The following is a 24394-nucleotide window of genomic DNA, read 5'->3' on the forward strand; positions in this document are numbered from 1 at the left end:
AGACCATGATGAGCACCTATATTGCACCGCTGCGCGACATGCGCTTCGTGATGACGGAACTGGCCGGTCTCGGCGAGTTGTCTTCGCTGCCGGGCTTCGAGGAGGTGAGCACAGAACTCGCCGAGGCTGTGCTCGACGAGGCGGCAAAGCTCGCAACCGAAGTGCTGGCGCCGCTCAACAAGTCCGGCGACGAGCAGGGTGCGCGCCTGACGAAGGACGGCGTGGTCGCAGCGGACGGTTTCGCGACAGCCTACCGGCAGTTCGTCGAAAGCGGCTGGACCGGCCTCTCGGGTGACCCGGATTTTGGCGGCCAGGGGCTGCCCGAGTTGTTGAGTGCGGCGACCGTCGAGATGTGGAATTCATCCAACATGGCGTTCGCGCTATGTCCTCTGTTGACCGCAGGCGCCACGGAGGCGCTAAGGCAGCACGGTTCGGACGAACTCAAGGGACGCTATTTGCCGAATCTCGTCAGCGGCGAATGGACGGGCACCATGAACCTGACCGAGCCGCAAGCGGGCTCGGATCTCGCTGCCGTGCGCTCGAAGGCGGTGCCCGAGGGTGACCACTATCGCCTCTCCGGTCAGAAGATCTTCATCACGTGGGGCGATCACGATATGACGGGCAACGTCATTCATCTGGTCCTCGCACGCACGCCGGATGCGCCCGAGGGCGTGCGCGGCATATCGCTCTTTGTCGTGCCCAAGTTCCTGCTGAATGCCGATGGCTCGCCGGGACAACGCAACGACGTTCACTGCGTGTCTCTCGAACACAAGCTTGGCATTCACGCGAGTCCGACCTGCGTGATGAGCTTTGGTGATCAAGGCGGGGCGATTGGTTATCTGGTGGGGCAGGAGAACAAAGGCCTCGCGCATATGTTCACGATGATGAACGAGGCGCGCCAGAAGGTAGGTATCCAGGGGCTCGCGATTGCCGAACGCGCTTATCAGCAGGCCCGTGAATACGCGAAGGAACGCGTCCAGGGGCGGCTTGCGACCAGCAAGTCGGGAGGCGCGGTGGCAATCATCCATCACCCCGATGTGCGGCGCATGTTGATGACGATGAAGTCCCAGGTCGAAGCGATGCGCGCTTTCGCATACGTGATGGCCGCTGACATGGACCGCGCGCATCGTGACCCCGACGCCGGTGAACGCGCACGTCGCCAGACGCGCGTCGATCTTCTGATCCCCGTGTTGAAGGCATGGTGTACGGAGTTGGGCGTCGAGATTGCATCGATGGGTGTGCAGGTGCATGGCGGGATGGGTTACATCGAAGAGACGGGCGCATGCCAGTTCCTGCGCGACGCGCGCATCGCTCCGATCTACGAGGGCACGACGGGCATCCAGGCTGCCGACCTCGCGGGCCGCAAGCTCACATCAGATCAGGGCGCGGGGATGGCTGAACTGGTGGCCGAGATTCGTCAGGCCGCGCAGGAGTTGGAGCGCAGCACGGAACGCCAGGTGGCGTCCATTGGCACGGCGCTCGTGGCCGCTGTCCAGGCCCTCGACGATGCCACCATCTGGATGTTGCATGCGTTGGCCACTGAGCCTGATGCAGCGCTTGCCGGTTCCGTCGACTATCTGATGCTCGCCGGATACGTGTGCGGCGGGTGGCAGATGGGGCGCGCCGCGCTTGCTGCGTCAAAGAAGTGCGAGGCGAATGAAGACCCGGATTTCCATCGCGCGAAGCTTGTCACTGCGCGCTTCTACGCCGACAAGATCTTGCCCAAGGCGAATGCGCTTCTGGAGACAATCCGCAGCGGTGCACCGAGCGAGTTGAGCCTTCCCATCGAGCAGTTCTGACCCGTGCTGAGCGGCGCTATGAGAGAAAACGGCGGCGTTGAGATATTGATACGTCATACTAAATAAACCAGAGACAAAATGATGAAAAAACTTCTATGCCTTGCGTTAATACCGGGTGCGATATGTTCCACTGCGATGGCGCAGAGCGCGGGCAGTCTCATAACCAGTGTGGGTGGAGTGTGGCTCGACTTTGGCCCGTCTTCCGCAACGTCGTTGCAGAGCACCTCGGGTTTCGGCACATTCACGTCGACAGGAACGGGTGGTCAGATCCATAACACGTTCACCATGGAGCTTTCGACCACTTATTTCGTCACGGACCACATTGCTTTTGACCTGGCGGCGGGCATACCGCCCAAGCTCCAGCTCTTTGCGCAGGGCAAGGCCACGCCATTCGGTGCTGGCGGCCCGTCGCTCGATCTGGGGAATCTTGCGCCGCTCGCCACCACCCGCTCGTGGTCACCCATTCTGTTCCTGAAGTATTACTTCTTCGACGCGCAGACGAAGTTGCGCCCGTTCGTCGGTGTCGGCGGGAATTACACGTGGTTCTCGCATACCAATCTCAACTCGACATTCAGTGCTGCGGGACAACAGATTGCAGGGCCGGGCGGGCAGGTCAAGGCTTCGCTTAGCCCGTCATGGAACCCCGCGGTCACCGCGGGCGCGTCTTACAACATCAGCAAGAACTGGTATGCGACCGGGTCGGTGACCTATCTGTCTCTCAAGACAAATGCGACGGTCACTTCTGTGGCCGCCAACGGTCAGACGGTGTTGACCAGCAGGACGCGCATCACGGCGGATCCGGTGATCGTTTTTCTGGGAGTGGGGTACCGGTTCTAGCTAGACGCTAGTCATTTGGGCTTCTTCAGGAAATCGAGCCCTTCCGGTAATTGCGCATCCGGAAAATGTGTGGAAAGCGTCGTTTCGCGCCACCGCTCTTGTTCCTCGGCGCGCTCAGCGTCTGCGAGACTGCAGACGTGCAGCGCGTCTCCACCGAGCAACAGACGCAACGGAAGCTCTTCGCGACGTGACAGTTCAACGATCAATGCCGCGATCTTCGCGGGGTCGCTGATCTCGTGACCGCCATAGGCTTCGAGAAGCCTGAGCATACTGCCGACCGACTGTTCGTAATCGGGCAACAAGCCATCAACGCCGCTACGTGCTTCGCTGGCCCAGTCGGTGCGCATCCCGCCAGGTTCCAGCGTGCACACGCGGATGCCCATGTGCGCAACCTCCTTCGCGACGACGTCACTGAAACCGCCGACGGCCCATTTCGCCGCCTGATAGGCAGACAACCCTGGCGCCGACGTGCGGCCTCCCGCCGATGACACCTGGAAAATGTGACCAGCGCGCTGTTTGCGCATCACTGGCAGCACCGCGCGAGTCAGGTTGACGACACCGAAGAAGTTCGTTTCCACCTGATCGCGGAAATCTTGCGTTGTCATTTGCTCGAATGGAGCGGTATGGCCATAACCCGCGTTATTGACCAGCACGTCGATGCGGCCAAAGGCATTGAGCGCGTGGTCGACCGCGCGCTGCGCGGCAAGCTCGTCGGTGACATCGAGTGCGACGGGACGAATCCGGTCTGGATAGCGCTCGACTAAATCTCCGAGGCGATCGGGATCACGGGCGCCGGCAACAAGACGATCGCCCACGGCCAGGACCGCCTCGCTGATGAGGCGCCCAAGTCCGCGCGCAGCGCCGGTTACCAGCCAGATTTTTGAAGTATCAGACATAGTGAATTCCTTTAGTTGCGGCCGCCCTGCGCGGCCTTCGAAACGTTCTCCCAGCTTTCCCAAACCTTCAGGCGTTCCGCGTAGACCTGTTTGATCAACGGCAGCATTGCGCTGCCGAGGATAAGACGAAGGGGCGGCTCGGGCGCATCGACCACCTTCAGGATCGCTTCTGCCGTTGCGGAAGGATCGCCAAACGCGTCGGCTGACAGCAGCGAGGCAAGGTGCTGGCGTACCGGCTCGTAAGCCGGCATCGACGGTGCCTTTCTGATGGACGATTCATTCATGAAATCCGTGGCGAACGGTCCCGGCTCGATGATCGTTACCTTGATCCCAAATCCGGCAACCTCGGCGGCAAGTGCTTCGCCCAAAGCTTCGACGGCAAATTTCGTCGCTTCATAGATACCGCCCGCCGGGAAGGCAACGATTCCCCCGGCGCTCGACACCGGCAGGATATGTCCCGATCCCTGCGCTCGAAGGAGAGGGAGCGCCGCCTGAATCACGGACAGCGTGCCGAACACGTTGGTGTCGAAGTTGGCGCGGGCGTCCTGAATGCTGGCCTCCTCGATGGCGCCCATATAGCCGTAACCGGCAACGCTCAAGATCACGTCGAGACGTCCGAAGTGCTGGCGCGCGATTGACGGTACGGACAACCTCGTCGTGGTCGGTGACGTCGAGCGGGAGCAGCAACAGGGTTTCGTCGTATTGTTCTTGCAGGACTTCTAGTGATTGCAGCTCACGTGCGGTAGCCGTGACCTTGTCTCCGCGCGCGAGCGCTGCTTCTGCCCATCGACGGCCAAAGCCGCGCGACGCGCCGGTGATGAACCACACTTTGGGCTCGGCCATGCATATCTCCTGAGTTGATAGTTGCCGCTTAGCTGTCACTACGAATTGACGTTTTTGGTAAAAATGTCAACTTCAGTCTAGTTCATCTGACAGTTTTCGTCAAAGTGTCTTGCCTTCGATGTGCCATAATCGCCGTCATGAGCGAAGCAACTTCAACGCGCCGCGACCAGGTGGTCCAGGCGGCGATAGGCGTATTTCTCCGATACGGCTATGCGCGCACGACAATGGCGGACATCGCGCAAGCGGCGGGTCTGTCTCGTCCGACGCTGTATCTGGCGTTTCCCGATAAGGACGCGATCTTTCATGCAGTCGTGGATGCGATGGTGGCTGGCAAGCTGAGCGAGATTCGTCAGCGGCTGCCTCGCTATCGAGGGTTCGAAAAAAAGCTGCGTTATGCCTGCGAGGCGTGGGGAGCAGAGGGATTCGAACTGGTACAGGCACACCCGGACGCGAAAGACATGTTTGATCTGGGTTTCGCGTCCGTCTGCAATGGATATTCCGCGTTCGGCGACTTGCTGATGGAGATCATCAGCGCACCGCTTGCCGAATCGGGTCTCGGAATAGAAGCCGTCGACCTGGCCCAGACGATCCTGTTTGCTATCAAGGGGTTCAAGGAAATCGCTCGCGATGGCGCAGACATGCGGCGAATGATTGGTGTGCAGGTTGCGATCGTCGCTGCTGCAGTGGGTCGGAAGGGGTGAGGCTGTTTGATGGGGGCTTGATTACAAGCGGATCTTGCCGCCGGTGCCGCTTTGCATGGACGCCAGCCTTGGGAACGTGGCAAATTTACGGCCAGACTTGACCCTGACCCTGACTCACCGCGACGACGCGGGCGCTCCTGCTCGTTTGACTTATCGCCGCCCTTGCTCCATTCCAAATACGTCTTCGCGGAAGATCATGTCAGTTGATCGAATCCCGCTCATCAAGCACGCGCCCGAATAGGATTGAACGTCTCGATACCGGGAAAATCTCTTTCATTATCAGTCACCACAACGCATTGGTTGGCCTCGGCGACGGCCGCGATGATAGTGTCCAATGCGCTCCTTGGCTGTCCCCTGGTCTTTGCATCGGCCATCAGGCGAGCCCAAATAAGACTGGCGTTTTCGTCGAAGGAAAGTACGCGCCCGGCGAACAGTGACTGAGGACCTTCAGGCCCGAAAAACCAGGCATCGAGTTGATCTCGCCGTTTGCCAGCGGGCTTCTCCAGCAAGCCCCGACGGATCTCCGCAACCGTCAGGGAGGCGATGAAAAGGTCTTCGTCGTTCTGTTGGGCCATCCACGTCAGTAGTGACTCGGACGGGGCTGGTTTGATGACGTTGCTAATTATGTTGGTGTCGAGCAGGTAGCGCATCAGATATCTACGTGACGTCCATCATCGTGTGAACGAACCAGATCAATATCGGTTTCGACCAGCGGCGAGCGTCGAAGGGCAGCCAGGATGCCGCCCTTTTTGGGTGGGCTACCAGAGATGGTCTGGCTTATTGCTGCACGTAGTTGTGAGGCCTGGGGAGTGTCTTCGGCCAAGCAGCGAGCCAACGAGCGGAGAAGGTCGCGATCAGCATCACGGCCCAGTACTTCAAAACGTGCAAGGCCACGTTCGCTGAGCCGACTGCGATAGTTCTGAATGGCGCGATTTTGTGATGTGCGCATGATGCACTCCCGATATATCCAGTAATATAGCCGGGAATTGGCATTCTAGCAAGCGTGACTTCCGGGTTACGGTTTGATGATGGCTCCGAGGCTCAGGCGGGGCATGCTTCCAGACAAGCTTTGGCAACGGTGCGCCGGGACAACGGTGTGAAGTCTTGCGGAACGATTCTTCGAGTGTCAGGGTGTTCGCAGCCAGGAATTCGGCACATGCATTTGAACATTGCACGCTGACGATAACTGCGTGTTCCGGTTTCCTTATGCGAAGCGTCAAGGCTGTCGAATAGAGTTACGCCCGTGGATCGCTATCTTGTCGGCGGCTAAAGAAGGGGATGACCTGACGGTGCACGCAATCTTGTTGTTCGCGTATGAGCGGCCGTATGAAACCAGCCGGCCGACGACTGTTGTTGCTCCGGGGAACCATGCGGAGCGAAATTCCGACTGATGTGCTGAGCCCGCGTCCACGCGGAATAGGCTCGAATGAGTGGCGTGCGGTCTTTACCCCTTTCAAACCCTGCCCACGCCACCTGTGGTGCCTTCGTTGCTCTGGCCCGACAGGTTCTGTATGGTGGATCAACCGATGCAGCACGCCCGGCTGCATGAGACCACGGATACCGAATGACTTCTGAAGCTGACACTCACGTCGACAGATCAACATCCCCAATACGTACCGATGTCCTGATCGTCGGCGCGGGACCCGTAGGCCTCTTCGCAGCGTTCGAGGCGGGTGTGATCGGGTTATCGTGTCAGATCGTCGATACGCTTGAACGGATCGGCGGCCAATGCATCGAGCTATACCCGGACAAGCCCATCTACGATATCCCCGCCATTCCGTCGTGCACCGCACGCGAACTGGTCGACCGGCTCATGGAGCAATGTCGCCCCTTCAACGTCCCGATTCACTTAGGTCAACGAGTCGAAACGGTTCAGCAGCGCGAAGACGGCCGCTGGACGGTCACGACAGGCCAAGGCCTCATCTTCGATACCGCCGCGATCATGCTGGCCGCCGGGAATGGAGCGTTCGTACCGCAACGCCTGGCACTTCCCGAAGCAACGCCGCTTGAAGATAGCCACGTCCACTACAGCGTGCGCAATCTCGCCGATTTCGCTGATAAAACCGTGATAGTCGCCGGCGGCGGCGACTCTGCGCTCGATTGGGCGCTAGCCTTGCGCAAGGTCGCGCGCCGGGTCGTGCTGGTGCATCGGCGCAATGGCTTCAGCGCGGTGGCGTCGAGTGTCGACGACATGAGGCGCGCGGTGGATGCCGGGGAAATGGAGTTCATGGTCGGTTCCATCGCCGCGCTGGCAGCACCCGACAACAAGCTGGCATCGATCGAGATCCGGCAGATTGGCGGAGCCGCGCAGATCGATGCGGATCATCTGGTGGTGCTGTATGGTCTCGTCGCGGACCTGGGACCGATCGCGAACTGGGGTTTGAAAATCAGCGGTGGACGGGTGGATGTGGATACGTCGAACTACGAAAGCTCGCGACCCGGGATCTTCTCGGTGGGGGACATCGCGAATTATCCGAACAAGCAAAAGCTGATCCTTTCGGGCTTTCACGAGGCATCGCTGGCGCTAAGGAAAGCGTACGCCTATGCGTATCCCGACAAGAAGCGGGTGCATGTCCATTCCAGTTACGACGCAGGGCTGGCCGAGCGGATTGCGACGGGTTCGACGCATCAGGAGTGAGATCCCGCTGCCATGCGACGGGGAACGGGAAACGGAAAATGCCGACGCATATCGGTTACTCACCGGGCCGGCTGGAATAAACTAGGAACGCTTACGCCCGCCACGTAGCACCTTCTCAGGGAGCGTTGCATGATTACCCTCTTTTCATACCCGGGGCTGTACGGTCTCGAAGACAACAATCCCTATGGTCTGAAGATATTCGCGTTCCTCAAGCTTTGCGGTTTGCCGTTCGAGCATCGGCATATCCTTGATACAAAATCCGCGCCTCGCGGGCAGCTTCCCTACGTGACCGATGACGAGGAATCGATTGGCGACAGCGACGCCATCATCGCTTACCTCAAGCGCAAGTACGGCCTGGATATTGACCACGCACTGACGCCCATCCAGCATGACCTGGACTTTCTGATCAGGCGAGCGCTCGACGATCTGTATTGGGTCATGTCGTATTCACGCTGGAGCGATCCGCGTTTCTGGCCGGTCTTCAAGGACGCGTTCCTGTCGACACATCCGAGCGTCACCGCAGACAGCCTCGACGCGGCAAGGCAATACAACTTCGAACGGTATCGATATCAAGGCATCGGGCGCTTTGAAACCGGCGAGGTCTACGCGCGAGGTATCGCCGATCTGACGGTGATTTCGAACTTGCTTGGCGACAATGAATTCCTGTTCGGTGCGCGCCCTGCGAGTATCGATGCCGCCGTCTATGGCTTCGTGGCAAACATCTTTTTCTACGAGATCGACACGCCGCTCAAGCAGTTTGTTTTGACACGGCCGAATCTCGTGCGGCACTGCGTTGCGGTTCGTGCAGTGATAGACAAGCCGGTCTGACTACGACGCGTACCGAAGCAATTTGGCAGCAAGCGCTGCGGGCGCGCTGATCATCGCGTCGTGTCCGGTTTCTATCTCGTCCCATGTCCAATGCCCTTGAGCACGGACGAAGTCGCGGCTGGATTGCAGCGGCTTGTACACCGGATCGACACACTGGATGTACACCTTCGGGATCGTGCCGCCCACGGGCTCGTTGAGCGTGATGGGGTCATCGAAGGTCTTCAGCGGGTGCGGCGTGCAGTTACGTTCCAGCAGCGCCACCTGGGCGGGTTCGAACACACCGAATGCACTCGCGGGCGGCACGGGTATGGAGAGGCCGCCGCTGCTTTCGTTCGATTGCGCGATGCGTTGCGCCACGATCTCGGGCGCGAGCCGGGAGAACGCCGTCTGTCCGTGTTCGAGCACGACGGCATCGAGAAAGACAAGTTGCCGGATGCGCTGAGGCACGCGATCCGCCGCACCGGTGATCGGCAGTCCGCCGAAACTGTGGCCGACCAGAATGACGTCGGTCAGGTCTTCGTACTCGAGGACATTGACGATGTCCTGGATAAAGACGCCGAGATCAATAGCCTTCGAAAGCAGATGCGCACGTTCACCAAGGCCGCTGAGGGTGGGGGTAAAGACCTGATGCCCCTGCGCGCGCAAGATTCGGGCGACGGCATTCCAGCACCATCCGCCGTGCCAGGCGCCGTGAACCAGCACGTAGGTTGCGCCTTCGCGGGCAGTGCTCGCATCGATCAGATCGTCTGGGGTAGCCAAGTTCGTCCTCGTCTTCGTTTCTGTTGATAAAGCGTTGCGCAGCGCGATCGTTTCAGCCACGCCCCTCTTGCGCTCTCATGGTCAACGAGACAATAGCCGCAAACCCGCCGCCTTCACGTTGCACCAATTGAAGCTCACCGCCATGGAGCTTCGCGATCCTCTCGACGATAGCCAGTCCCAACCCGGTCCCTCCGGGATGCTTGCCTGTCGATCGTCCCCGCTTGAACGGTGCTTTCAACGCATTCAGATCGCCGTCATTCACGCCTTTGCCGCGATCGGCGATCTCCACGTACGCGGTGTGAATGCCATCGTCGGTCCACGTCCGCACCGACAACCCTACGCGCCCGTAGAGCACCGCGTTCTGCATCAGGTTCATCAGCACGCGCATGACGCTGATAGGACGGAACGCGAACGGTTGCAAGTCGCCGAGAGTGAGTTCGAACACGTGACCAAGACCGGCGAAGTCGGCGGCAAGATTGCTCACGAGCCCATTCAGATCACCGACCTCAGCCACCTCCCGCGTGCCGCTGCCGGCATAGTCCATGAACTGCTGGAGAATGGCGTCGATCTGATCGAGATAATGATCCGTCGATACCGCGAGCTCATCATGTTCATCCGATGGCGTAGTCATGGCCACGGCGAGACGCAGCTTGGTCAATGGCGTGCGGATATCGTGGGAGATACCGGCGAGCATCAGCGAACGGGTCGCATCGGCTTCCTGCAACGCGTGGACCATCTGGTTGAAGGCGACGCTGACCTGTGCGATCTCGGTCGGTCCATCCACACGTAGCGCCTGATGCGCGTCTCCCGCGCTTAAACGGCGAGCGGCGTTGGCGAGATCGCGCAACGGCCGGTTGATGTGGCGCTGGATCAGGTAGGCGGTAACGATGGCAAGTCCGCCAAGCGCAAGCGACAGTGCGATAGCCGAGAGTGCGCCGTCGTTGTGCGCGGCTTCAGGAACGGGCAGGGCAATCCAGTAAGGCTCTGGACCGAGATGCGCGCGAAGCCAAAGCCGTTGTTCGCCTTCTGCTTGCCATTGAACCTCCATGTACGCGGGCAGATGCCGGCGCAAGGTATCGATGAAAACATCGCGCTGATAAGTCAGATAAAAATTGCGCCATGTCACCGGAGTTTCGGAGGCGGCGCCGGCGGGGAATTCCCGCTTGGCTTCGAAGCGAACCGCGAGTCTTTTTTGCGCATCCGGTGGGGCGGTCTGCAACAGGTCATCCAGCGTTTGCACATAGATCGCGAAGGTCTCGGCGGTGCGTTCAATCCGTGGTCTCTGGACGAAGTGAATTAGTATGCTTAACGAACTAACCTGACTGACGATGACCAGCGCCACCAGCAGCGCGATATTGCGTGCGAACAACGAGCGCGGCAGCGTGATCTGGCTCATGCGCCGGCTCACGATTCGACTTCCGCGATCAGCATGTAGCCCACGCCCCAGACGGTCTTCACGAAGCGCGGTTTGGACGGATCGGCTTCCACGATCTGCCGCAGCCGCAGAACTTGCACATCGATACTGCGATCAAGCGCATCGTGGTCGCGTCCGCGTGAGCGGGCAATCAGGTTGTCGCGGCTGACGGGCCGGTTCGGCGAGGCGCCCAGCGCGTTCAATAGCAGCATCTGGGTCGAATGAATCTCGAACACCTCGCCCGACTTGTACAGGCGCTGTTTGCCGAGATCGAGGCAATAGTCGCCGAAACGCACGGTCTGCGACCGGAGCACAGGCTCGCCTGCCGCGATCTTCTGGCGTCTCAGCAGCGCGCGAACGCGTGCAACGAGTTCGCGCGGCAGGAACGGTTTGGCGAGGTAATCGTCGGCGCCGGTTTCGAGGCCAATGACCTTGTCGACGGGATCGCCTTTGGCCGTGAGGATAAGAATGGGCAGCGTCTGGCCTTCGGCGCGCAAGCGCCGGCAGACCGACAGTCCGTCCTCCTGGTCCATCATCAGGTCGAGGATCAGCAAATCGAAGGGCTCGCGCTGCAGATAGCGATCAAGCCGCTTGCTGTCGGCGACGACCCGGACTTCGAATCCGTGACTGCTCAGGAAACGCTGCAGCATATTGCGCAATTCGGCTTCATCGTCGAGAACGATGATCTTCGGCTGACTCTCCATCCATGCCTCCTTCCGTGCGTCGGACTCTCGGACTTCATCATGTTCGCCAAGCCGCCGTAGCAGTGCCTGGGACGGCGGACGTTCAAACCACGGGTTCTGCACGCTCGCCTTCAGCTGCTTCAGGCAAGGCGCAGGTGTCAGGATGAGCGCCACGCTGGCTGCAGGAAGAAGGCAAAGCGGTCCTCAGTTCAAAAACAATAGTCCAGTACGCACAGAACAGAAAGCTTGCACCTGTTGTCGCGTCGCCGTCAGTGCGATGTCGCGCGCTGCTGCATGAATTGCTCGATCTGCGGCAGCGTGATGTAGCCGGCTTTTTGCGTATCGATCTGATCGAAGTTCTGCGCGACCATCGGCATGCCTTGCGCTGCTTGCGCCTGGGTCAGCTTGCCGTCGTGCGTGGTGTTGGCGGCAGCAAAGCGCGCCTGCAGTTGCTGCATCGCGCGCTCCATGCGTTGCGGGCTGACCGAGGCTTGCGGTGCGGTTTGCGCCATGACACCCGCGCTGGCGAAGGCGGCGGCGATGGACAGGACGAAGATGGCAATCTTATTTTTCATGGGGTTCTCCAGTGGATTCCAGTGAATGAAGGGTTCGTTTGCCATCGGTTGCGAGCGTCTGTGTTTTGCCGTTTGAAGCGGCTGCAACCGATGGCAGACCGAAGCTTATCGGCCGGCGCCCGAAAATGAATGACAAACCGGCTACGAATCATGTCGCCGCATGTCATGCATCGGACTCGTAAACTAAGCATCTGCTCCCTACAAAAATGCTGGCTCCGGCGTCTGAGGGCCGATGGTCCGTGACATCGAATGAAATATGTTTTGACGTGGCTTTCAACCGCTGTTTGCGTATCTTTCGGTGGTCGGCGCTACGAGCGCTTTAACGGATTCGCAAGGCGCTCTCGCAATGCGAATGATCCGGCGGAACGGCTTCCAAAGAAGACGAGACCTGCCGATCGAATCTAAAGGAACTCACGTGAATATTCGTCTTATCAGTGCATCGGCCGCCACCGCTTTGGGCCTCATGATTTCCACCGGCGCTGAAGCCCGGACATTGGTTGTCTACGCAGGACCGGCGGTGGTTTATGTGCCGCCGCCGCGGCCTGTCTATTACTCCGTTCCGGTTCAGCATAGATACGTCGCGGTGGTGCGTCCGGCTCCTGTTGTTGCGGTTCCTGTCCGTGTGCCGGCGCCCAAGCCAGTGGTCTATGTGCCGGTGCAGCGCAGCTACGCTGCCGTCCCTGCGGCGTACGTAAGGTACGCACAACCCGTCATGGTGGTTCCCGTCGCCGGGATGCAATGAACGAGTGGAAGTTGTCGGCGCGGCGGTAATTAAAGCGCGATGTGGCGAAGAATACGTTCGCCCGGGCGCGGTTGGCGCACTATCGAGAAGTGTGGGACGTGGATCAACGTCCGGTGATGGTGCGGCATTTATTTCTCTGGAGGAGGTGATCCATGTGCGTTGATTCGATATGTTCTTTGTCGCGGCGGCGTGCCTTGTTCGCCGGTGTGGCGTCCGCGACCCTCGCTGCGTTTTCGTTGAAGGACGCGCGTGCAGATGAACCTTCAACGGTGCCTGGTCCCAACGCGATTGCACCCTCGGATGCGCTTGCTCGCCTGTTGCAGGGCAACAATCGATATGCCGCTAACACGTCTGCAAACAAGGACTATTCTGCCGGCCGGGCAGCACGCCTCACGGCGCAATACCCCTTTGCGGCCATTGTCGGTTGCGCGGATTCGCGGGTGGCGCCTGAATTGGCGTTTGATCAAGGCCCGGGCGACCTGTTCGTCGTAAGGGTTGCCGGCAATTTCGTCAACGACGATGGGCTCGCCAGCCTGGAATACGGGGTGAAGTTCCTGGGTGTACCGTTGATCATGGTGCTAGGACATACGAATTGCGGCGCGGTCTCTGCCGCCGTCAAGGCAATCCGCGAACATGCGGTCCTGCCTGGCCATTTGCCCAAACTGGTCAGGGCGATCAGGCCGGCCGTCGAGATTGCCAGGACGCACGGGCACGGCGATCTGGTGGCGGACGCCACGATCGAAAACGTGCGGTTGAATGCCAACCGCTTGAGGGTCTCGCAGCCGCTGATCGGAGAGTATGTGAAGGCGGGCAAGGTGCAGGTGGTCGGAGCGATCTACGATCTCGCTTCGGGGCAAGTCCGGATGGTGGATTGAAACGATCGCGCGGGTTCAAGCGGGTCAACGATGCATCGACGATCGTATGAGCACCAGTCGAGCGGAGGATCTCATGATAGGCAGTCAGCTTGCAGTTTATGCAGCAACGCAGGGTCATCGCATGCATCACCTGACTGTGGTCGACTGGATCCTTGAAGAGGCCAGGAAGGCCGGCATTGTGGGGGCGACGGTTGTCGAGGTGACCGAAGCTATCGATATGCTCGGCAAGTATCATGCTGCGCGGTTTTTCGAACTGGCTGATCAACCGGTCGTGGTGACGGTCGTTGCGGATGATGCGCAGATCGACGCGCTGCTCGCGAGCCTCAGGCAAGGGGGAGCGAAGCTGTCCTATACGCGTGCTCCGATCGAATATGAGGTGCTGGGGCAACCGTGAGGAGCAGCCGCTTGCTGCATTGCGCCAAGCGTGACGGTCTTAAGGACGTGACCTACAATTAAGTGTCGTGCGATTTATCGCCGGCGTCACGCAGTCGATCTGTTTTAAGCTGCGCGGCGAGTGTACGCATGAAGTTTGTAAGGGTGGCGTTCGGTCAGCACTCGGGATGTCGCCGTGGAGGTCGGTATGAACGGCTATCAACTGACGTTCTACACTGAGCAGAACCGCAAATGCGGTCATCTGACGTTTTGTGAATGGCTTCTGCAAGAGGTTCGCACGCGAGGTATTCGAGGGGCGACCGTCATCAGCGCAGCAGAAGGCGTCGGGCACGCGGGTGCTCATCATGCGGCGCATATTCTTAAACTCGCTGACCAGCCGGTGCAGGTCATCCTGGCGGTGACCGAGCATGAAGCCGACGAGATACTGGAAGTGGTGCGTGCACAAAACGTGCAAGTTTTCTACACGCGCGCGCCTATCGAATTCGGCTTGCTAGGCGATGTCCCGCCACCGAAGAAAGCAAAAACGTTTTTCCGGTTTCGTCGGCCGACAGAGAGCAGGTTGAGGTAATCGGGCGTGTCGGTTAAAGCTGGAACTCTAGCCGTGGGCGTGACAAGCGTATGCCAGAGCATTTAGTGCCGTCGGGATCAGGCGCAATAGCTGCGCCGTTGCCGGTTGAGCGGCATCGCCTGTTCTTCGCCATTGTGCCGGACCCGGATACGGCTTTGCATATCGAGCGGTTGGCACAACGTCTGCGTGTCGAACATGGCTTGAAAGGAAAACCGCTTCCGACTGCGCACTTTCATGTGACAGTGCATTTCATCGGTATCCACGATACGTTTTTCGAGCGTGTCGCCTCTTGGGCGCAAGCCACCGCGTCGACCGTTTCGATGCCTGCGTTCGACGTTACGTTTGATCATGCCGCCAGCTTTCACCGGGTGGCCCGCGAACGGCCTGTCGTGCTGCTTGGAAGCGACGGCGTCGCGGCGCTAAAGGAGTTCCACGGTATTCTCGGCACGACGTTGACGAAGGCCGGGTTTAATCTAAAACCGTCAAGTTTCACGCCACATGTGACCTTGCTTTACGACAGGCAAGAAGTCGCCGAACGAACCATCGAACGGGTTCACTGGACCGCGCGCGAGTTTGTTCTGGTTGATAGCAGAGTGGGTAAAACGCAGCACGTGCAGCTTGCGCGATGGCCGCTTACGGCGTGAGCCAACCATCGGGCGGCAACGTTGATCCTGAAGACGGCTTCTTGCCAATCCATAGTGCGGTCGCGGTTCGCACCAAGGGCATGGGTTTAACTCACGTTGAAATGCACACGCACGTCCTGATGACTTTCTACGGGATGTCCTTTTTGCATCGCGGGGAAAAAGCGCCATTTTCGCAGCGCTTCGAGCAGTAGCGCGTTCAGGCGAGGGTTCTGCGTCGGCTTCGAAAGTTCTACTTCGATCGTTCCATCTGCGTGGATATCGAAACGCGCCACGGCGATGGCCTGATAGGCATCCTCGCGAAGATCGTCGGGGAGAGAGGGCATTGGCTGACTGATGACACGAGCGGCGGAACCCTCTGGCGCGGCCGCCGCATTGCTTGACGATGCGGAAGATGACGACGCCGTAACGCCCGCAGAAGATGTCGTCGAGGGGCTTGCCTCCGGCTTCGCCGCCGGTGCCGGTTCGTCCGTTTTCGCAAGCATGCGTTCCGGGGTCGGGTGCTGGATTTCGTGCGGTTTCGTCACTCGGGCCGGCGTTGGATCTCGTCGTACATGCACTTGCGGGGTAACTGCAGCGGGAGGCGCCGAAGGGGCAACGGCATGCGTATTGGCGGGAGGCGCGGCTAATTCGACAAGGCGCATTTCCATAGTCGCTTGTACCGGGGCAGCGGCGCTCGGCAAAGGCCGCAAGAGCGGGTTTACGAGCCGGGTCAGCAGAACGGCCCAAAGCCCAAAGGCAATCAAAAGGGCCACGCTAAATCTGAGTCGTGGCGCATCCATCAAACCTGCCCGTCTCCCCATCCCGCTACTCACGATTTATTGCCATCAGGAAATGCTCCGCGCCCGCGCGGCGCGCGGCCAGCATGGCCTGAACGACGGCTCCTTGCGCCGCGGCGTCGTCCGCTGCGATGATTACGTTTCGGTCCGGTTTGAGAAGCCGCCTGACGCCGGCTTCCACCTGATCCAGACGCACGGGCTGCCGATTCAAAAAGACCGTGTTCGTGCGATCGACCGCGAGCGTCAACGGCTGATCCACCGACATCTGCTGCGCTTGTCCCGTTGGCAAATTGACCTTGACGGCATCCAGCCGCTGCATAGCCAGCGACGCCAGCATGAAGGTGGCGAGCAGAAAGAACATCACGTCGATCATCGGAATGATCTCGATGCGCCCACGCTTTGACGCCCGCGAGCGCCGGAACTTCATTGCACGCCTCCGTCTGTTGCCCTGGCGCTTTCGGCCTTGAGCCGAATCTCGCTCAAGCGCTCGTTGGCGTGCACCTCGAGGTCATCGATCAGGCGTTCAAGGCGTCGCGAGAAATAGTTGAATGCGAAAAGCGCGAACAACGCGACGACCAATCCAATAGCGGTCGCCACCAGCGATTGCGCGACGCCACCGGTCACACCGCCAGGATTGACCAGGCCGTTGCCGCCGAATAGCTGGAACGAATGCATCATTCCGACAATGGTCCCCAGCAGCCCGAGCAAGGGCGCGGCCGTCACGATAGTCTCCAGCACCCAGAAGCCGCGGCTCATGTCACGTTCGATACGCGTGGCGACCGATTGCGCACGGGCTTCGACCAACCATAATGGTGTGCCGGTTGGCGCTTCGACCGTTGCGTCGAGTCGCTTGAACGCATGCTGTGCCGGCAGCGTGTTGGTGGCGGTTCCCGGCTCGCTTGCAAACCGGACGAACATATAAGCGCGATCGATGACTATGGCGATCGCGAGCACCGCCAGCAGCGTGAGCGGATACACCACCCAGCCACCCAACTGTGCCGCGGCAGTGATGCCTGCCCAATCTGGCATGATCAAATCCTTTTCGTTAAGTAATCCGATATATTAAAAATTCTTCGTGATACCCGCATACATGGCAATGTGCGGACCATACTGCGGTGCACCCACGCCAATGCCGGAGCCGTCACGCAACTCGTAGACGCGGTTGAACGCGTTGATGAGCAGCAGCCGCGCGTCGAACTTGCCGATCAGCGGTTCGTTGAAGTTGAAGTGATGGATCACGCCGAGGTTCACCTGCGTGTACACCGGCAAGCGGTCCGTGTTCGCGAACCCGCTGCGCAAACCGCTACCTACGATGCCGTCGAAGGTGAAGGTGGTCTTGCCCAACTGGTACGCGCCACCGAACGACGCAGTCACACGCTGGTCGTGATCGAGGAACACATAGTGGTTGCTGATGAAAGCGAGTTCGTCGGCGCTGAAATTGAACTGCGCAGAGTCTATGTCCTTGCCCTGCGCGCGGCTGAACGCAACATTCACGTAAGCCGAAACATTGCCCTGCTTATAGTTGCTCGTGAATTCGACTCCATATACGCGGCCGTATTTATAGTTGAAAGGCGTGAAGATCAGCGCGGTGCCGAATTGACCTTCGTCGAGCAGGTTCGTCGATTTCTTGTAGTACGCGTCGACGCCTACCGTGATGGTCGAGCTCAGCCGCTGAGTGACACCGAGATCGAAATAGTCGCTGCGTTCGGGCTGCACGGGGTCGTTTTGGGTCGACGCCTGCGCAGTCGTACCGGCAAAGCGCGCAATATCTTCGCCCGATACAAGCTCGAACGCAGGCGGCGTGAAATAACAGGAATATCCGGCGTGAACCGTCGTTGAAGGCGTCAACGCATAGACAAGGCCCACGCGCGGACTTAGCTGGCTCGCGCTCACGTACTCGTCCATCTTGTCGTAGCGCAGGCCGTAGTTGATCGTGAGTTTGTCGGTCAGTTTCCACTCGTCCTGAACGTACGCGCTATACAGATAACCCGTCTTGCTGCTCGAATCAGGCACGTTGAATGGTTGATCCGAGAGCTGGTTGCCGTCGGCATCGGCGGGGAAGACACTCAGGTTGTTGTTGAAGATCGCATGTTCCTGCTGAAACGAAATGCCCGCGCGAAGCGTGTGTTTTTCGTTTAAACGATAGGTCGTATCCGCTTGCACGCCATTAGCGCTGTCGCTGTGAAAATCGTTCGCTGCCACGCCGTTGAACAGCAGGTCTCCCACCGGGTCAGGATTGAATTGCGTGCGCGAGTAGCGTGTAAAGAGCGCGACCTGATAGTCCAGCGCGCCGCCGTTGGTCCCTTGCAGGGCAACGACCGCGAACTGGTTGAGTTCGGATTGTGTCTCGTTGAGCTTGCTCGAATCGAACGTGGTGTTGCCGTTCAAAGTAAAAGCGGTGGGCAAGCCGGGTGTATTGGGAATCTCGAACTGGTTGCTGGTCGTGCCGAACATCAGGCTCACGCGCGTGAGCGGATTGATGATGTAGGACATCAGGCCGAATGCATCGCCCTGACGCGTGTGATCGTGAATCGGGCTCGCGCTGGAAGTCGGATTCTCGATGCCGAGATTGTTTTCGCCCAGCGAGCCGCTGAAATAGTAGCTGAACGGTCCCTGGCTGCCGAAGACGTCCGCGCTGGTCTTGATGGTCTGGTGGCTGCCGCCGAAGACATCGATGGAGCCGCCGTTGCCCTGGTCGCCGTTCTTCGTATGAATATCGACGATACCCGCCGTGCGGTCGCCGTATTGCGCGGGCAATGCTCCGGTCAGAAGATTGAGCTGGTCGATGATGCGCGTGTCCAGCGACTGGCCGAATCCACTGATCGGCTCCGGAATGATGATGCCGTTGATACGGTATTGCAGGTTGGCGTGATCGCCGCGCACGTGCAACTGGCCGTACGAGTCGCTCGCCACGCCCGGCGCTTGCAGCAGCACCTGGTTAAGCGGCGTGTCCTGGCCGGCGGGGAGGGTATCAATATCCGCCTGGCTGAAGCGATACACGCTGCTGCCCGTTTCCGGCAGCAAGCCGTTGCGTGCGCGATCGAGCCGCTTCGCATTGACCTGCACATCGATTGCGTCGCTCTTGCCGAGCGCTACCGACACGGACGCATCTACACCTTCGCTCGCGGTTGCGATGCTGCTGCCGCTTGCGTAGCCTGGCGCTGCCACCACTACCGCGTACGTTCCCGGCGCAACATGATGGACCGCGAAGCGTCCGGTAGCGTCCGTGCTCGTGGCGCCAACGGATGCACCGCTGGCGTCTTGCAGGGCCACGCTCGCATTGGCGACGGGCTTGCCGGAGCTATCGGTGACGGAGCCTGATACGGCACCGTCCGGACTGGCGGCATAAGCGTGTCCGGCACCGATCTGAGCGAACAGCAATAAGGCCGCGTGGGCAATGAGCGTACGATTTTTCATCGATTATTTTTCTGGATGGATTGTGTTGGATGTGAGCCGCTCGGCGACGCCGACCGTTCGCCGAGGATTGATCTTGATTTGTAAGAAACGTAGTCCTAACTGATTTCACGCATGCGTCGTGTACAGGCGTATGAAGCCGCGCGGCCAATCTGGGGCCGCGGAACGCTGGACGGATAAAAAGTTCTTCAAGTGATGAATGCAATGTTATAACATTCGTAACCAATTGTGCGAGAACTTTTTGGACAGATAGAAATGAACAAGTTGCCAGTAACCGTTTTGTCGGGCTTCCTGGGCGCAGGAAAGACCACGTTGCTTAACCACATCCTGAACAATCGTGAGGGCAGGCGTGTGGCCGTTATCGTCAACGACATGAGCGAGGTCAATATCGACGCCGCCCTGGTCCGCGACGGCGGTGCGGAACTCGCGCGCACAGACGAAAAGCTGGTCGAGATGAGCAACGGCTGCATTTGCTGCACGCTGCGTGAAGACCTCTTGCTCGAAGTGAACCGGCTTGCGAAGGAAGGGCGCTTTGACTATCTCGTGATTGAATCGACGGGGGTTTCCGAGCCGCTGCCGGTGGCCGAAACCTTTACATTCGCCGACGAGCAGGGCCAAAGCCTGTCCGATGTCGCGCGTCTGGACACCATGGTGACGGTGGTGGACGCGTTCAATTTCCTCAGGGACTACAGCTCGGCGGACAGCCTGCAAGCGCGGGGCGAATCGATGGGCGAGGAGGACACGCGCACGGTGGTCGACCTGCTGGTCGAGCAAGTCGAGTTCTGCGATGTGATCGTCCTGAACAAGGTTGACCTTGTCGGCGACTCGGACCGCAGGCGCCTGATGAAAATCCTGGTAGGGCTGAATCCCCGGGCAAGGATAGAGATTGCGGAGTTCGGCAAGCTTGGGCTGGACAAGGTGCTCAATACCGGTCTGTTCGACTTCGATGAAGCGTCAAAAGCGCCCGGCTGGCTCAAGGAGTTGCGTGGCGAGCACACGCCCGAGACCGAGGAATACGGCATCACGCATTTCGTTTATCGTGCGCGCCGGCCGTTTCATCCCGAGCGTTTCTGGCAACTGATCACGAGCAACTGGCCCGGCGTGGTGCGCTCCAAAGGTTTCTTCTGGCTTGCCAGCCGGCCGACCTATGTCGGGTCATGGTCGCAGGCGGGCAGCGTATGCCGGCACGGCGGGATGGGACTGTGGTGGGCAGCCCTACCGAAAGCCTATTGGCCGGAAGATGCCGAATCGCTGAAATCGATTGATGACGACTGGGACCCGGAGGTAGGCGACGCGCGGCAAGAGTTGGTGCTGATCGGCATTGACATGGACGAGGGGGCGTTACGCGCGCGCCTGGATGCGTGCCTGCTCAAAGACTCGGAAATGGCGCAAGGTCCGCAAGCCTGGCAGCGATTCACGGACCCTTTTCCTGCATGGGAAGCGGACGCTCAGAACGCGGAATAAGCCGCCAGGAGCATAAGGCCGCAAAAGAATTAGCCGCCGCAAGAAGACAGTTCCGCCACTTGCAGCACTTCGCCCGTGGCGCCGCGTTCGACGAACGCCACCACGCCTTCGTGGCCATCGGCCGACGTGTAGTCGCCGGAGATCAACGCGCGTCCGTCGACTATCCGGACCGGCCCGATCCACCGACGCACCACGCGGTCGTGATGCAGCGTCGCCCCGCTGTTTTCGCCGCCTTTTACCGCGCTGACGACCTGGTTTTCGTACACGGCGGCGTATGCGACCGCATCGTCGGGAAGGTTCTTGCGAGCCGTGAATGCAGCGTCGAATGCGACGTGGCCGGGCGCGGCAGGATGACCGCCAATGTGGATATCGGCGAGCGGGGTTTCGCTATTCAACTGCTGAATGCGGGACTCGAAGCTTGCGTCGTTCGACCAGCTGCGCAACTCGCGGCCGCCCACGAAAATCTCGGGCGTGTACACCACATGGCCGCCGCCCGTATCGGTCAGTTGCTGCTGTCGCGTGGTGAATGCTGATTGCGCAAAGCGATCCTTCCACGCCCAGCTATCCCAGTAGTCCACATGCAGCGCCAGCGGTACGATGGTGTTGGTCTTGCGGGCATGATCGAGTTCGCTCAACCAGTTGTCGGCAGGAGGGCAACTGTTGCAACCCTCGCTCGTATAGAGTTCGACGAGTGCGGCGCGATGATCGGGGCTCGATGCGCTGCATGCGTTTCCGGACGCCGCGCTGGCCGTGGCGGCGGAGAAGGCAACGAGCAGCGCTGCGAGGGATAAGATCGATGAAGCACGCATGATGGGCTCCGAAGGTAAGAGGAAGGATGTCGCAGAACGGAAGGCGTCAGGATTGACGAGCATCGGCAATTATTCGCAGTTCAAATAAGGCATTGCGAATGCCTGATCAAGAAGTCGCGTCGCCTGATAGGTATTTCGGCGCTTCGTGAAAACCGGTTACAGCCCGCGTGAAATTGACTTGGTGCATCCGCGAGCTCGTGTGAAACGTATATAACGCTGCGGCAATTGAAGCTCCCGAAGACAAGCCAAACACCAGGCGCGCCGCGCCAGCGCACGGAAAATTCATACGAAGTGAGCTGATACGTGTAACCGTATCGGATAGGTAACCGAACTACTAACATCACGATTGCTGCCCGTCATCGCGTGCCTCACGACTTAACTTGCGCACGCACGCCGCCTGAGGCACGCTAACCCGGCGTAGACCGCCAGCACCGCAGTTCCCGACAGCACCAGGAGAACGCCATGACCCCGGACATCGCTGCACCTATTGAAGCTGGACAGTTGCTGCCGTTCCGCGAGTCGGTACTGGCGATGTTAGGCGTTTCGTTTGTAGCGATGCTGGTCGCTCTCGATCAGACGATTGTGGGGACGGCGCTGCCGCGTATCGTCGCCGATCTCAAGGGATTCGATCTGTATGCATGGGTCGCAACCGCGTACATGCTGACATCGGTCATCACGATCCCGATCTTCGGGCGGCTAGGCGATTTGTTTGGCCGCAAGCCGTTCTTGATGGCCGCGATTATTCTCTTCACGATCGCCTCCGTCATGTGCGGCATGGCGGCCAATATGATGTTCCTCGTGTTTGCGCGCGGCTTGCAAGGGATCGGCGGCGGCATCCTGGTGGGCACGATGTTCGCCACTGTCGCCGATCTTTTCCCCGACCCGAAGCTTCGCCTGCGTTGGCTGGTGTTTGTCAGTTCGGCGTTTGCTTTGGCAAATATTGTTGGCCCGACGCTAGGCGGCGTGCTGACCCAGTACGGTGGCTGGCGGCTCGTGTTTTTCGTCAACTTGCCGGTGGGCATCGTCTCGTTGCTGTTCGTGCACGCTTTCCTGCCCCATCTGCGGCGGCCGCGTTCAGCCGGGCCGGTAAAGCTGGACTGGGTTGGCGCGCTGGTGCTGGCGTCCACGTTCGGCGGGCTGCAACTGGTGATCGAATGGGTCCCCAATGAAGGGATCACACCACTCACCTGTGCAGTAGGTTTATTCACCCTGACCGGCGCAACGGTGCTGCTGTTCTGGGAAAAACGCATGGCGTATCCGATCGTACCCATCGACATGCTGCTGGATCGAAAGCTGGCGGCGTTGTTTGCGATGGCGGTACTCGGCGGTTTCTCGCTCTTCTCGCTGGTCTTCTACGTGCCCTTGTTATTTCAAGGCGGCTTTGCGATGTCGCCGCATGACTCAGGCATGCTGATCACGCCGCTGCTGCTGGGTACGACGGTCGGCAGCGTGTTGAATAACCGGATCGTTACGCGCATCAGGCATGCGAATGGTGTGATGTATATCGGCTTTGCGCTGTTCGCTTGCGCCGCGCTTTGTCTCGTCGCTATCACGGGGACTGTGCCTCATCTCGTGTGGATGGCGTGCATGGGATTCAGCGGCGTAGGGTTGGGTCTGGTCGTGTCGAACCTCACGCTCTTTTCGCAGCAACTCGTGGCGCGCGACCATCTTGGCGCCGCGACGGCGCTGCTGCAATCGCTGCGCTTGTTTGGCGGCATGCTTGGCACGGCCATGACGGGCGCGTTGCTCGGCCACCTCTATACGAGCGGCGTGCACCGGTCGCTGGATACGTATCAGGCGACGCAGTGGTTCAAGTCATTCGCGAGCCCTGAGTTGCTGATCGATCGTGCGGAACAGGCGGCGCTGATTGGCCGCCTGATCATGGCGGGTCATGCCGGCGACGCGATGATGCAGTCGGCGCGTGGCGCATTGATCGAATCGATACACGTGGGACTTGGGCTAGCGGCTGCGGCAGCAATCGTTGGGCTTTGCCTTGCCTGGTTCGTGCCGCCGGTGCGGGTTGACCGGCTGGATACGGGGACACGTACCCGCTAAAAGCTTCTTCTTCACGGCTTACCAGCGCAACGCTCTCGGCCCCAGCAAACCACCAAGGACGGTTGGGACCGCCATGCCCAGCACATACCAAACGCCCCAGAACGGCACGGTCATCTCCACGCAATAGAGCGTATAAACGAGCACGGCTTGCGCGCCGCTCAGCAGGCCGGCTGCTGCACCCGCAATAACCGGACGCGTTGGCGCCAGCCCTTTCATGGCCCAGAACACGGCAATAAAAGTGGGCGCCGACAGGATCACGATATTCATCGTGCAGACTTGCCAGGTCTTGCCAAGTACTAGCTGAAGACGCAACGTGGGCGGAGCCGCGACCATCACAACCAGCGCCGTCAGCCAGATCAGCACGAGCGGAATGGCGAGCGCGACCCAGGCCATTTTTGTGTCCGCGCCTGGACGTGATAGCCGCATCGCGACGAAAAGCGACGCGCCTACGACCGCGAGCGGGAACGCAACCTTCAGCCAGAAGAGGGGAGTGGTCAGCATTTGCGGCATGTCGCCGCGCACGCCGTAGATGGCGACCACCATGCACGTAGCGCCGGTCAATCCAAAGAACAAAGCGGTCGCGAAGCGTCGCGCGATGACATGCGGATGGGTCGGGACGATGCCTGTTGCAAGCATCGATACGAACTCGCTGGTTTTCATGACCACTCCGCTGATAAGGAA

At 59.7% G+C, this 24394-nt stretch carries 25 protein-coding genes and 1 pseudogene; 12 read left to right on the top strand and 14 right to left on the bottom strand.

Annotated features, from left to right (window positions below; genetic code table 11):
* Positions 1–8: 8 nt before the first annotated feature.
* Both ACSOSP_RS01695 and ACSOSP_RS01700 read left to right on the top strand, forming a co-directional pair.
* Positions 9–1799 carry an acyl-CoA dehydrogenase C-terminal domain-containing protein gene (locus ACSOSP_RS01695; protein ID WP_455310803.1) on the top strand — a complete coding sequence of 597 codons (1791 nt, stop codon included), beginning with the start codon at positions 9–11 and terminating at the stop codon, positions 1797–1799.
* A 78-nt stretch (positions 1800–1877) separates the two neighbouring features.
* Positions 1878–2636 carry an OmpW/AlkL family protein gene (locus ACSOSP_RS01700; protein ID WP_455309206.1) on the top strand — a complete coding sequence of 253 codons (759 nt, stop codon included), beginning with the start codon at positions 1878–1880 and terminating at the stop codon, positions 2634–2636.
* Between the two features lie 11 nt (positions 2637–2647).
* Here the strand turns inward: ACSOSP_RS01700 and ACSOSP_RS01705 are convergent, their stop codons facing one another.
* A complete protein-coding gene (locus ACSOSP_RS01705) occupies positions 2648–3532 on the bottom strand; it encodes an SDR family NAD(P)-dependent oxidoreductase (protein ID WP_455309208.1) in 885 nt (294 codons plus the stop codon).
* 11 nt (positions 3533–3543) lie between these two features.
* Positions 3544–4375: pseudogene (locus tag ACSOSP_RS01710) on the bottom strand (SDR family NAD(P)-dependent oxidoreductase).
* A 137-nt stretch (positions 4376–4512) separates the two neighbouring features.
* On the opposite strand from ACSOSP_RS01710, the gene ACSOSP_RS01715 reads away from it, so the two are divergent.
* Positions 4513–5076: a TetR/AcrR family transcriptional regulator gene (locus ACSOSP_RS01715; protein ID WP_455309210.1), complete on the top strand. Its 564-nt coding sequence runs from the start codon at positions 4513–4515 to the stop codon at positions 5074–5076.
* Positions 5077–5297: 221 nt separating this feature from the next.
* Here the strand turns inward: ACSOSP_RS01715 and ACSOSP_RS01720 are convergent, their stop codons facing one another.
* Both ACSOSP_RS01720 and ACSOSP_RS01725 read right to left on the bottom strand, forming a co-directional pair.
* Positions 5298–5726, bottom strand: coding sequence for a PIN domain-containing protein (locus ACSOSP_RS01720; RefSeq protein WP_455309211.1), 429 nt, complete (start codon positions 5724–5726; stop codon positions 5298–5300).
* The gene (locus ACSOSP_RS01725; protein WP_455309212.1) at positions 5726–6025 is read right to left on the bottom strand and encodes a hypothetical protein; all 300 of its coding nucleotides are present in this window, start codon (positions 6023–6025) and stop codon (positions 5726–5728) included. Before ACSOSP_RS01725 ends, ACSOSP_RS01720 begins: the two co-directional genes overlap by 1 nt.
* A 615-nt stretch (positions 6026–6640) precedes the next feature.
* On the opposite strand from ACSOSP_RS01725, the gene ACSOSP_RS01730 reads away from it, so the two are divergent.
* Together ACSOSP_RS01730 and ACSOSP_RS01735 are read left to right on the top strand one after the other, a co-directional pair.
* Positions 6641–7714 carry an NAD(P)/FAD-dependent oxidoreductase gene (locus ACSOSP_RS01730; protein ID WP_455309213.1) on the top strand — a complete coding sequence of 358 codons (1074 nt, stop codon included), beginning with the start codon at positions 6641–6643 and terminating at the stop codon, positions 7712–7714.
* A gap of 129 nt (positions 7715–7843) precedes the next feature.
* Entirely contained in the window at positions 7844–8542 is a 699-nt protein-coding gene (locus ACSOSP_RS01735) for a glutathione S-transferase C-terminal domain-containing protein (protein WP_455309214.1), read from the top strand.
* On the opposite strand, the gene ACSOSP_RS01740 is transcribed toward ACSOSP_RS01735, so the two are convergent.
* The 4 genes from ACSOSP_RS01740 to ACSOSP_RS01755 all read right to left on the bottom strand — a co-directional run bounded on the left by ACSOSP_RS01740 (position 8543) and on the right by ACSOSP_RS01755 (position 11973).
* Positions 8543–9301, bottom strand: coding sequence for an alpha/beta fold hydrolase (locus tag ACSOSP_RS01740; protein WP_455309216.1), 759 nt, complete (start codon positions 9299–9301; stop codon positions 8543–8545).
* A 52-nt stretch (positions 9302–9353) separates the two neighbouring features.
* The gene (locus tag ACSOSP_RS01745; RefSeq protein WP_455309218.1) at positions 9354–10697 is read right to left on the bottom strand and encodes an ATP-binding protein; all 1344 of its coding nucleotides are present in this window, start codon (positions 10695–10697) and stop codon (positions 9354–9356) included.
* An 8-nt stretch (positions 10698–10705) separates the two neighbouring features.
* Positions 10706–11419 (bottom strand): response regulator, encoded by a 714-nt coding sequence (locus ACSOSP_RS01750; RefSeq protein ID WP_455310805.1) that lies wholly within the window; start codon positions 11417–11419, stop codon positions 10706–10708.
* Positions 11420–11667: 248 nt separating this feature from the next.
* Entirely contained in the window at positions 11668–11973 is a 306-nt protein-coding gene (locus tag ACSOSP_RS01755; RefSeq protein WP_455309220.1) for an EF-hand domain-containing protein, read from the bottom strand.
* Between the two features lie 415 nt (positions 11974–12388).
* Between ACSOSP_RS01755 and ACSOSP_RS01760 the strand changes: the two genes are divergently transcribed.
* From ACSOSP_RS01760 to thpR, 5 genes are all read left to right on the top strand, one after another.
* The gene (locus ACSOSP_RS01760; RefSeq protein ID WP_455309222.1) at positions 12389–12715 is read left to right on the top strand and encodes a hypothetical protein; all 327 of its coding nucleotides are present in this window, start codon (positions 12389–12391) and stop codon (positions 12713–12715) included.
* Positions 12716–12867: 152 nt separating this feature from the next.
* Positions 12868–13590 carry a carbonic anhydrase gene (locus tag ACSOSP_RS01765; RefSeq protein ID WP_455309223.1) on the top strand — a complete coding sequence of 241 codons (723 nt, stop codon included), beginning with the start codon at positions 12868–12870 and terminating at the stop codon, positions 13588–13590.
* A 73-nt stretch (positions 13591–13663) separates the two neighbouring features.
* A complete protein-coding gene (locus ACSOSP_RS01770) occupies positions 13664–13984 on the top strand; it encodes a DUF190 domain-containing protein (protein ID WP_455310806.1) in 321 nt (106 codons plus the stop codon).
* 186 nt (positions 13985–14170) lie between these two features.
* Positions 14171–14551 (top strand): DUF190 domain-containing protein, encoded by a 381-nt coding sequence (locus ACSOSP_RS01775; protein WP_455309225.1) that lies wholly within the window; start codon positions 14171–14173, stop codon positions 14549–14551.
* A gap of 50 nt (positions 14552–14601) precedes the next feature.
* Positions 14602–15195 (top strand): RNA 2',3'-cyclic phosphodiesterase, encoded by a 594-nt coding sequence (thpR, locus tag ACSOSP_RS01780; protein WP_455309226.1) that lies wholly within the window; start codon positions 14602–14604, stop codon positions 15193–15195.
* A gap of 86 nt (positions 15196–15281) precedes the next feature.
* Here the strand turns inward: thpR and ACSOSP_RS01785 are convergent, their stop codons facing one another.
* The 4 genes from ACSOSP_RS01785 to ACSOSP_RS01800 all read right to left on the bottom strand — a co-directional run bounded on the left by ACSOSP_RS01785 (position 15282) and on the right by ACSOSP_RS01800 (position 19388).
* Positions 15282–15518 carry an energy transducer TonB gene (locus tag ACSOSP_RS01785; protein WP_455309228.1) on the bottom strand — a complete coding sequence of 79 codons (237 nt, stop codon included), beginning with the start codon at positions 15516–15518 and terminating at the stop codon, positions 15282–15284.
* 481 nt (positions 15519–15999) lie between these two features.
* Entirely contained in the window at positions 16000–16398 is a 399-nt protein-coding gene (locus tag ACSOSP_RS01790) for an ExbD/TolR family protein (RefSeq protein ID WP_455309230.1), read from the bottom strand.
* Positions 16395–17000: a MotA/TolQ/ExbB proton channel family protein gene (locus ACSOSP_RS01795; protein WP_455309231.1), complete on the bottom strand. Its 606-nt coding sequence runs from the start codon at positions 16998–17000 to the stop codon at positions 16395–16397. Before ACSOSP_RS01795 ends, ACSOSP_RS01790 begins: the two co-directional genes overlap by 4 nt.
* A 33-nt stretch (positions 17001–17033) precedes the next feature.
* Positions 17034–19388, bottom strand: coding sequence for a TonB-dependent receptor (locus tag ACSOSP_RS01800; RefSeq protein WP_455309233.1), 2355 nt, complete (start codon positions 19386–19388; stop codon positions 17034–17036).
* A 252-nt stretch (positions 19389–19640) separates the two neighbouring features.
* On the opposite strand from ACSOSP_RS01800, the gene zigA reads away from it, so the two are divergent.
* Positions 19641–20849 (top strand): zinc metallochaperone GTPase ZigA, encoded by a 1209-nt coding sequence (zigA, locus tag ACSOSP_RS01805; RefSeq protein WP_455309234.1) that lies wholly within the window; start codon positions 19641–19643, stop codon positions 20847–20849.
* Positions 20850–20878: 29 nt separating this feature from the next.
* Here the strand turns inward: zigA and ACSOSP_RS01810 are convergent, their stop codons facing one another.
* Positions 20879–21658 (bottom strand): DUF1223 domain-containing protein, encoded by a 780-nt coding sequence (locus ACSOSP_RS01810; protein WP_455309235.1) that lies wholly within the window; start codon positions 21656–21658, stop codon positions 20879–20881.
* A 462-nt stretch (positions 21659–22120) separates the two neighbouring features.
* Here ACSOSP_RS01810 and ACSOSP_RS01815 point away from each other — a divergent pair, with 462 nt between their 5' ends.
* Positions 22121–23713 carry an MFS transporter gene (locus ACSOSP_RS01815; protein WP_455309236.1) on the top strand — a complete coding sequence of 531 codons (1593 nt, stop codon included), beginning with the start codon at positions 22121–22123 and terminating at the stop codon, positions 23711–23713.
* Between the two features lie 18 nt (positions 23714–23731).
* Here the strand turns inward: ACSOSP_RS01815 and ACSOSP_RS01820 are convergent, their stop codons facing one another.
* On the bottom strand, positions 23732–24373 hold the full coding sequence (locus ACSOSP_RS01820; protein ID WP_455309237.1) for a DUF1109 domain-containing protein: 642 nt from the start codon (positions 24371–24373) through the stop codon (positions 23732–23734).
* Between the last annotated feature and the right edge of the window lie 21 nt (positions 24374–24394).

It is taken from the genome of Caballeronia sp. KNU42 (genome assembly GCF_053760385.1).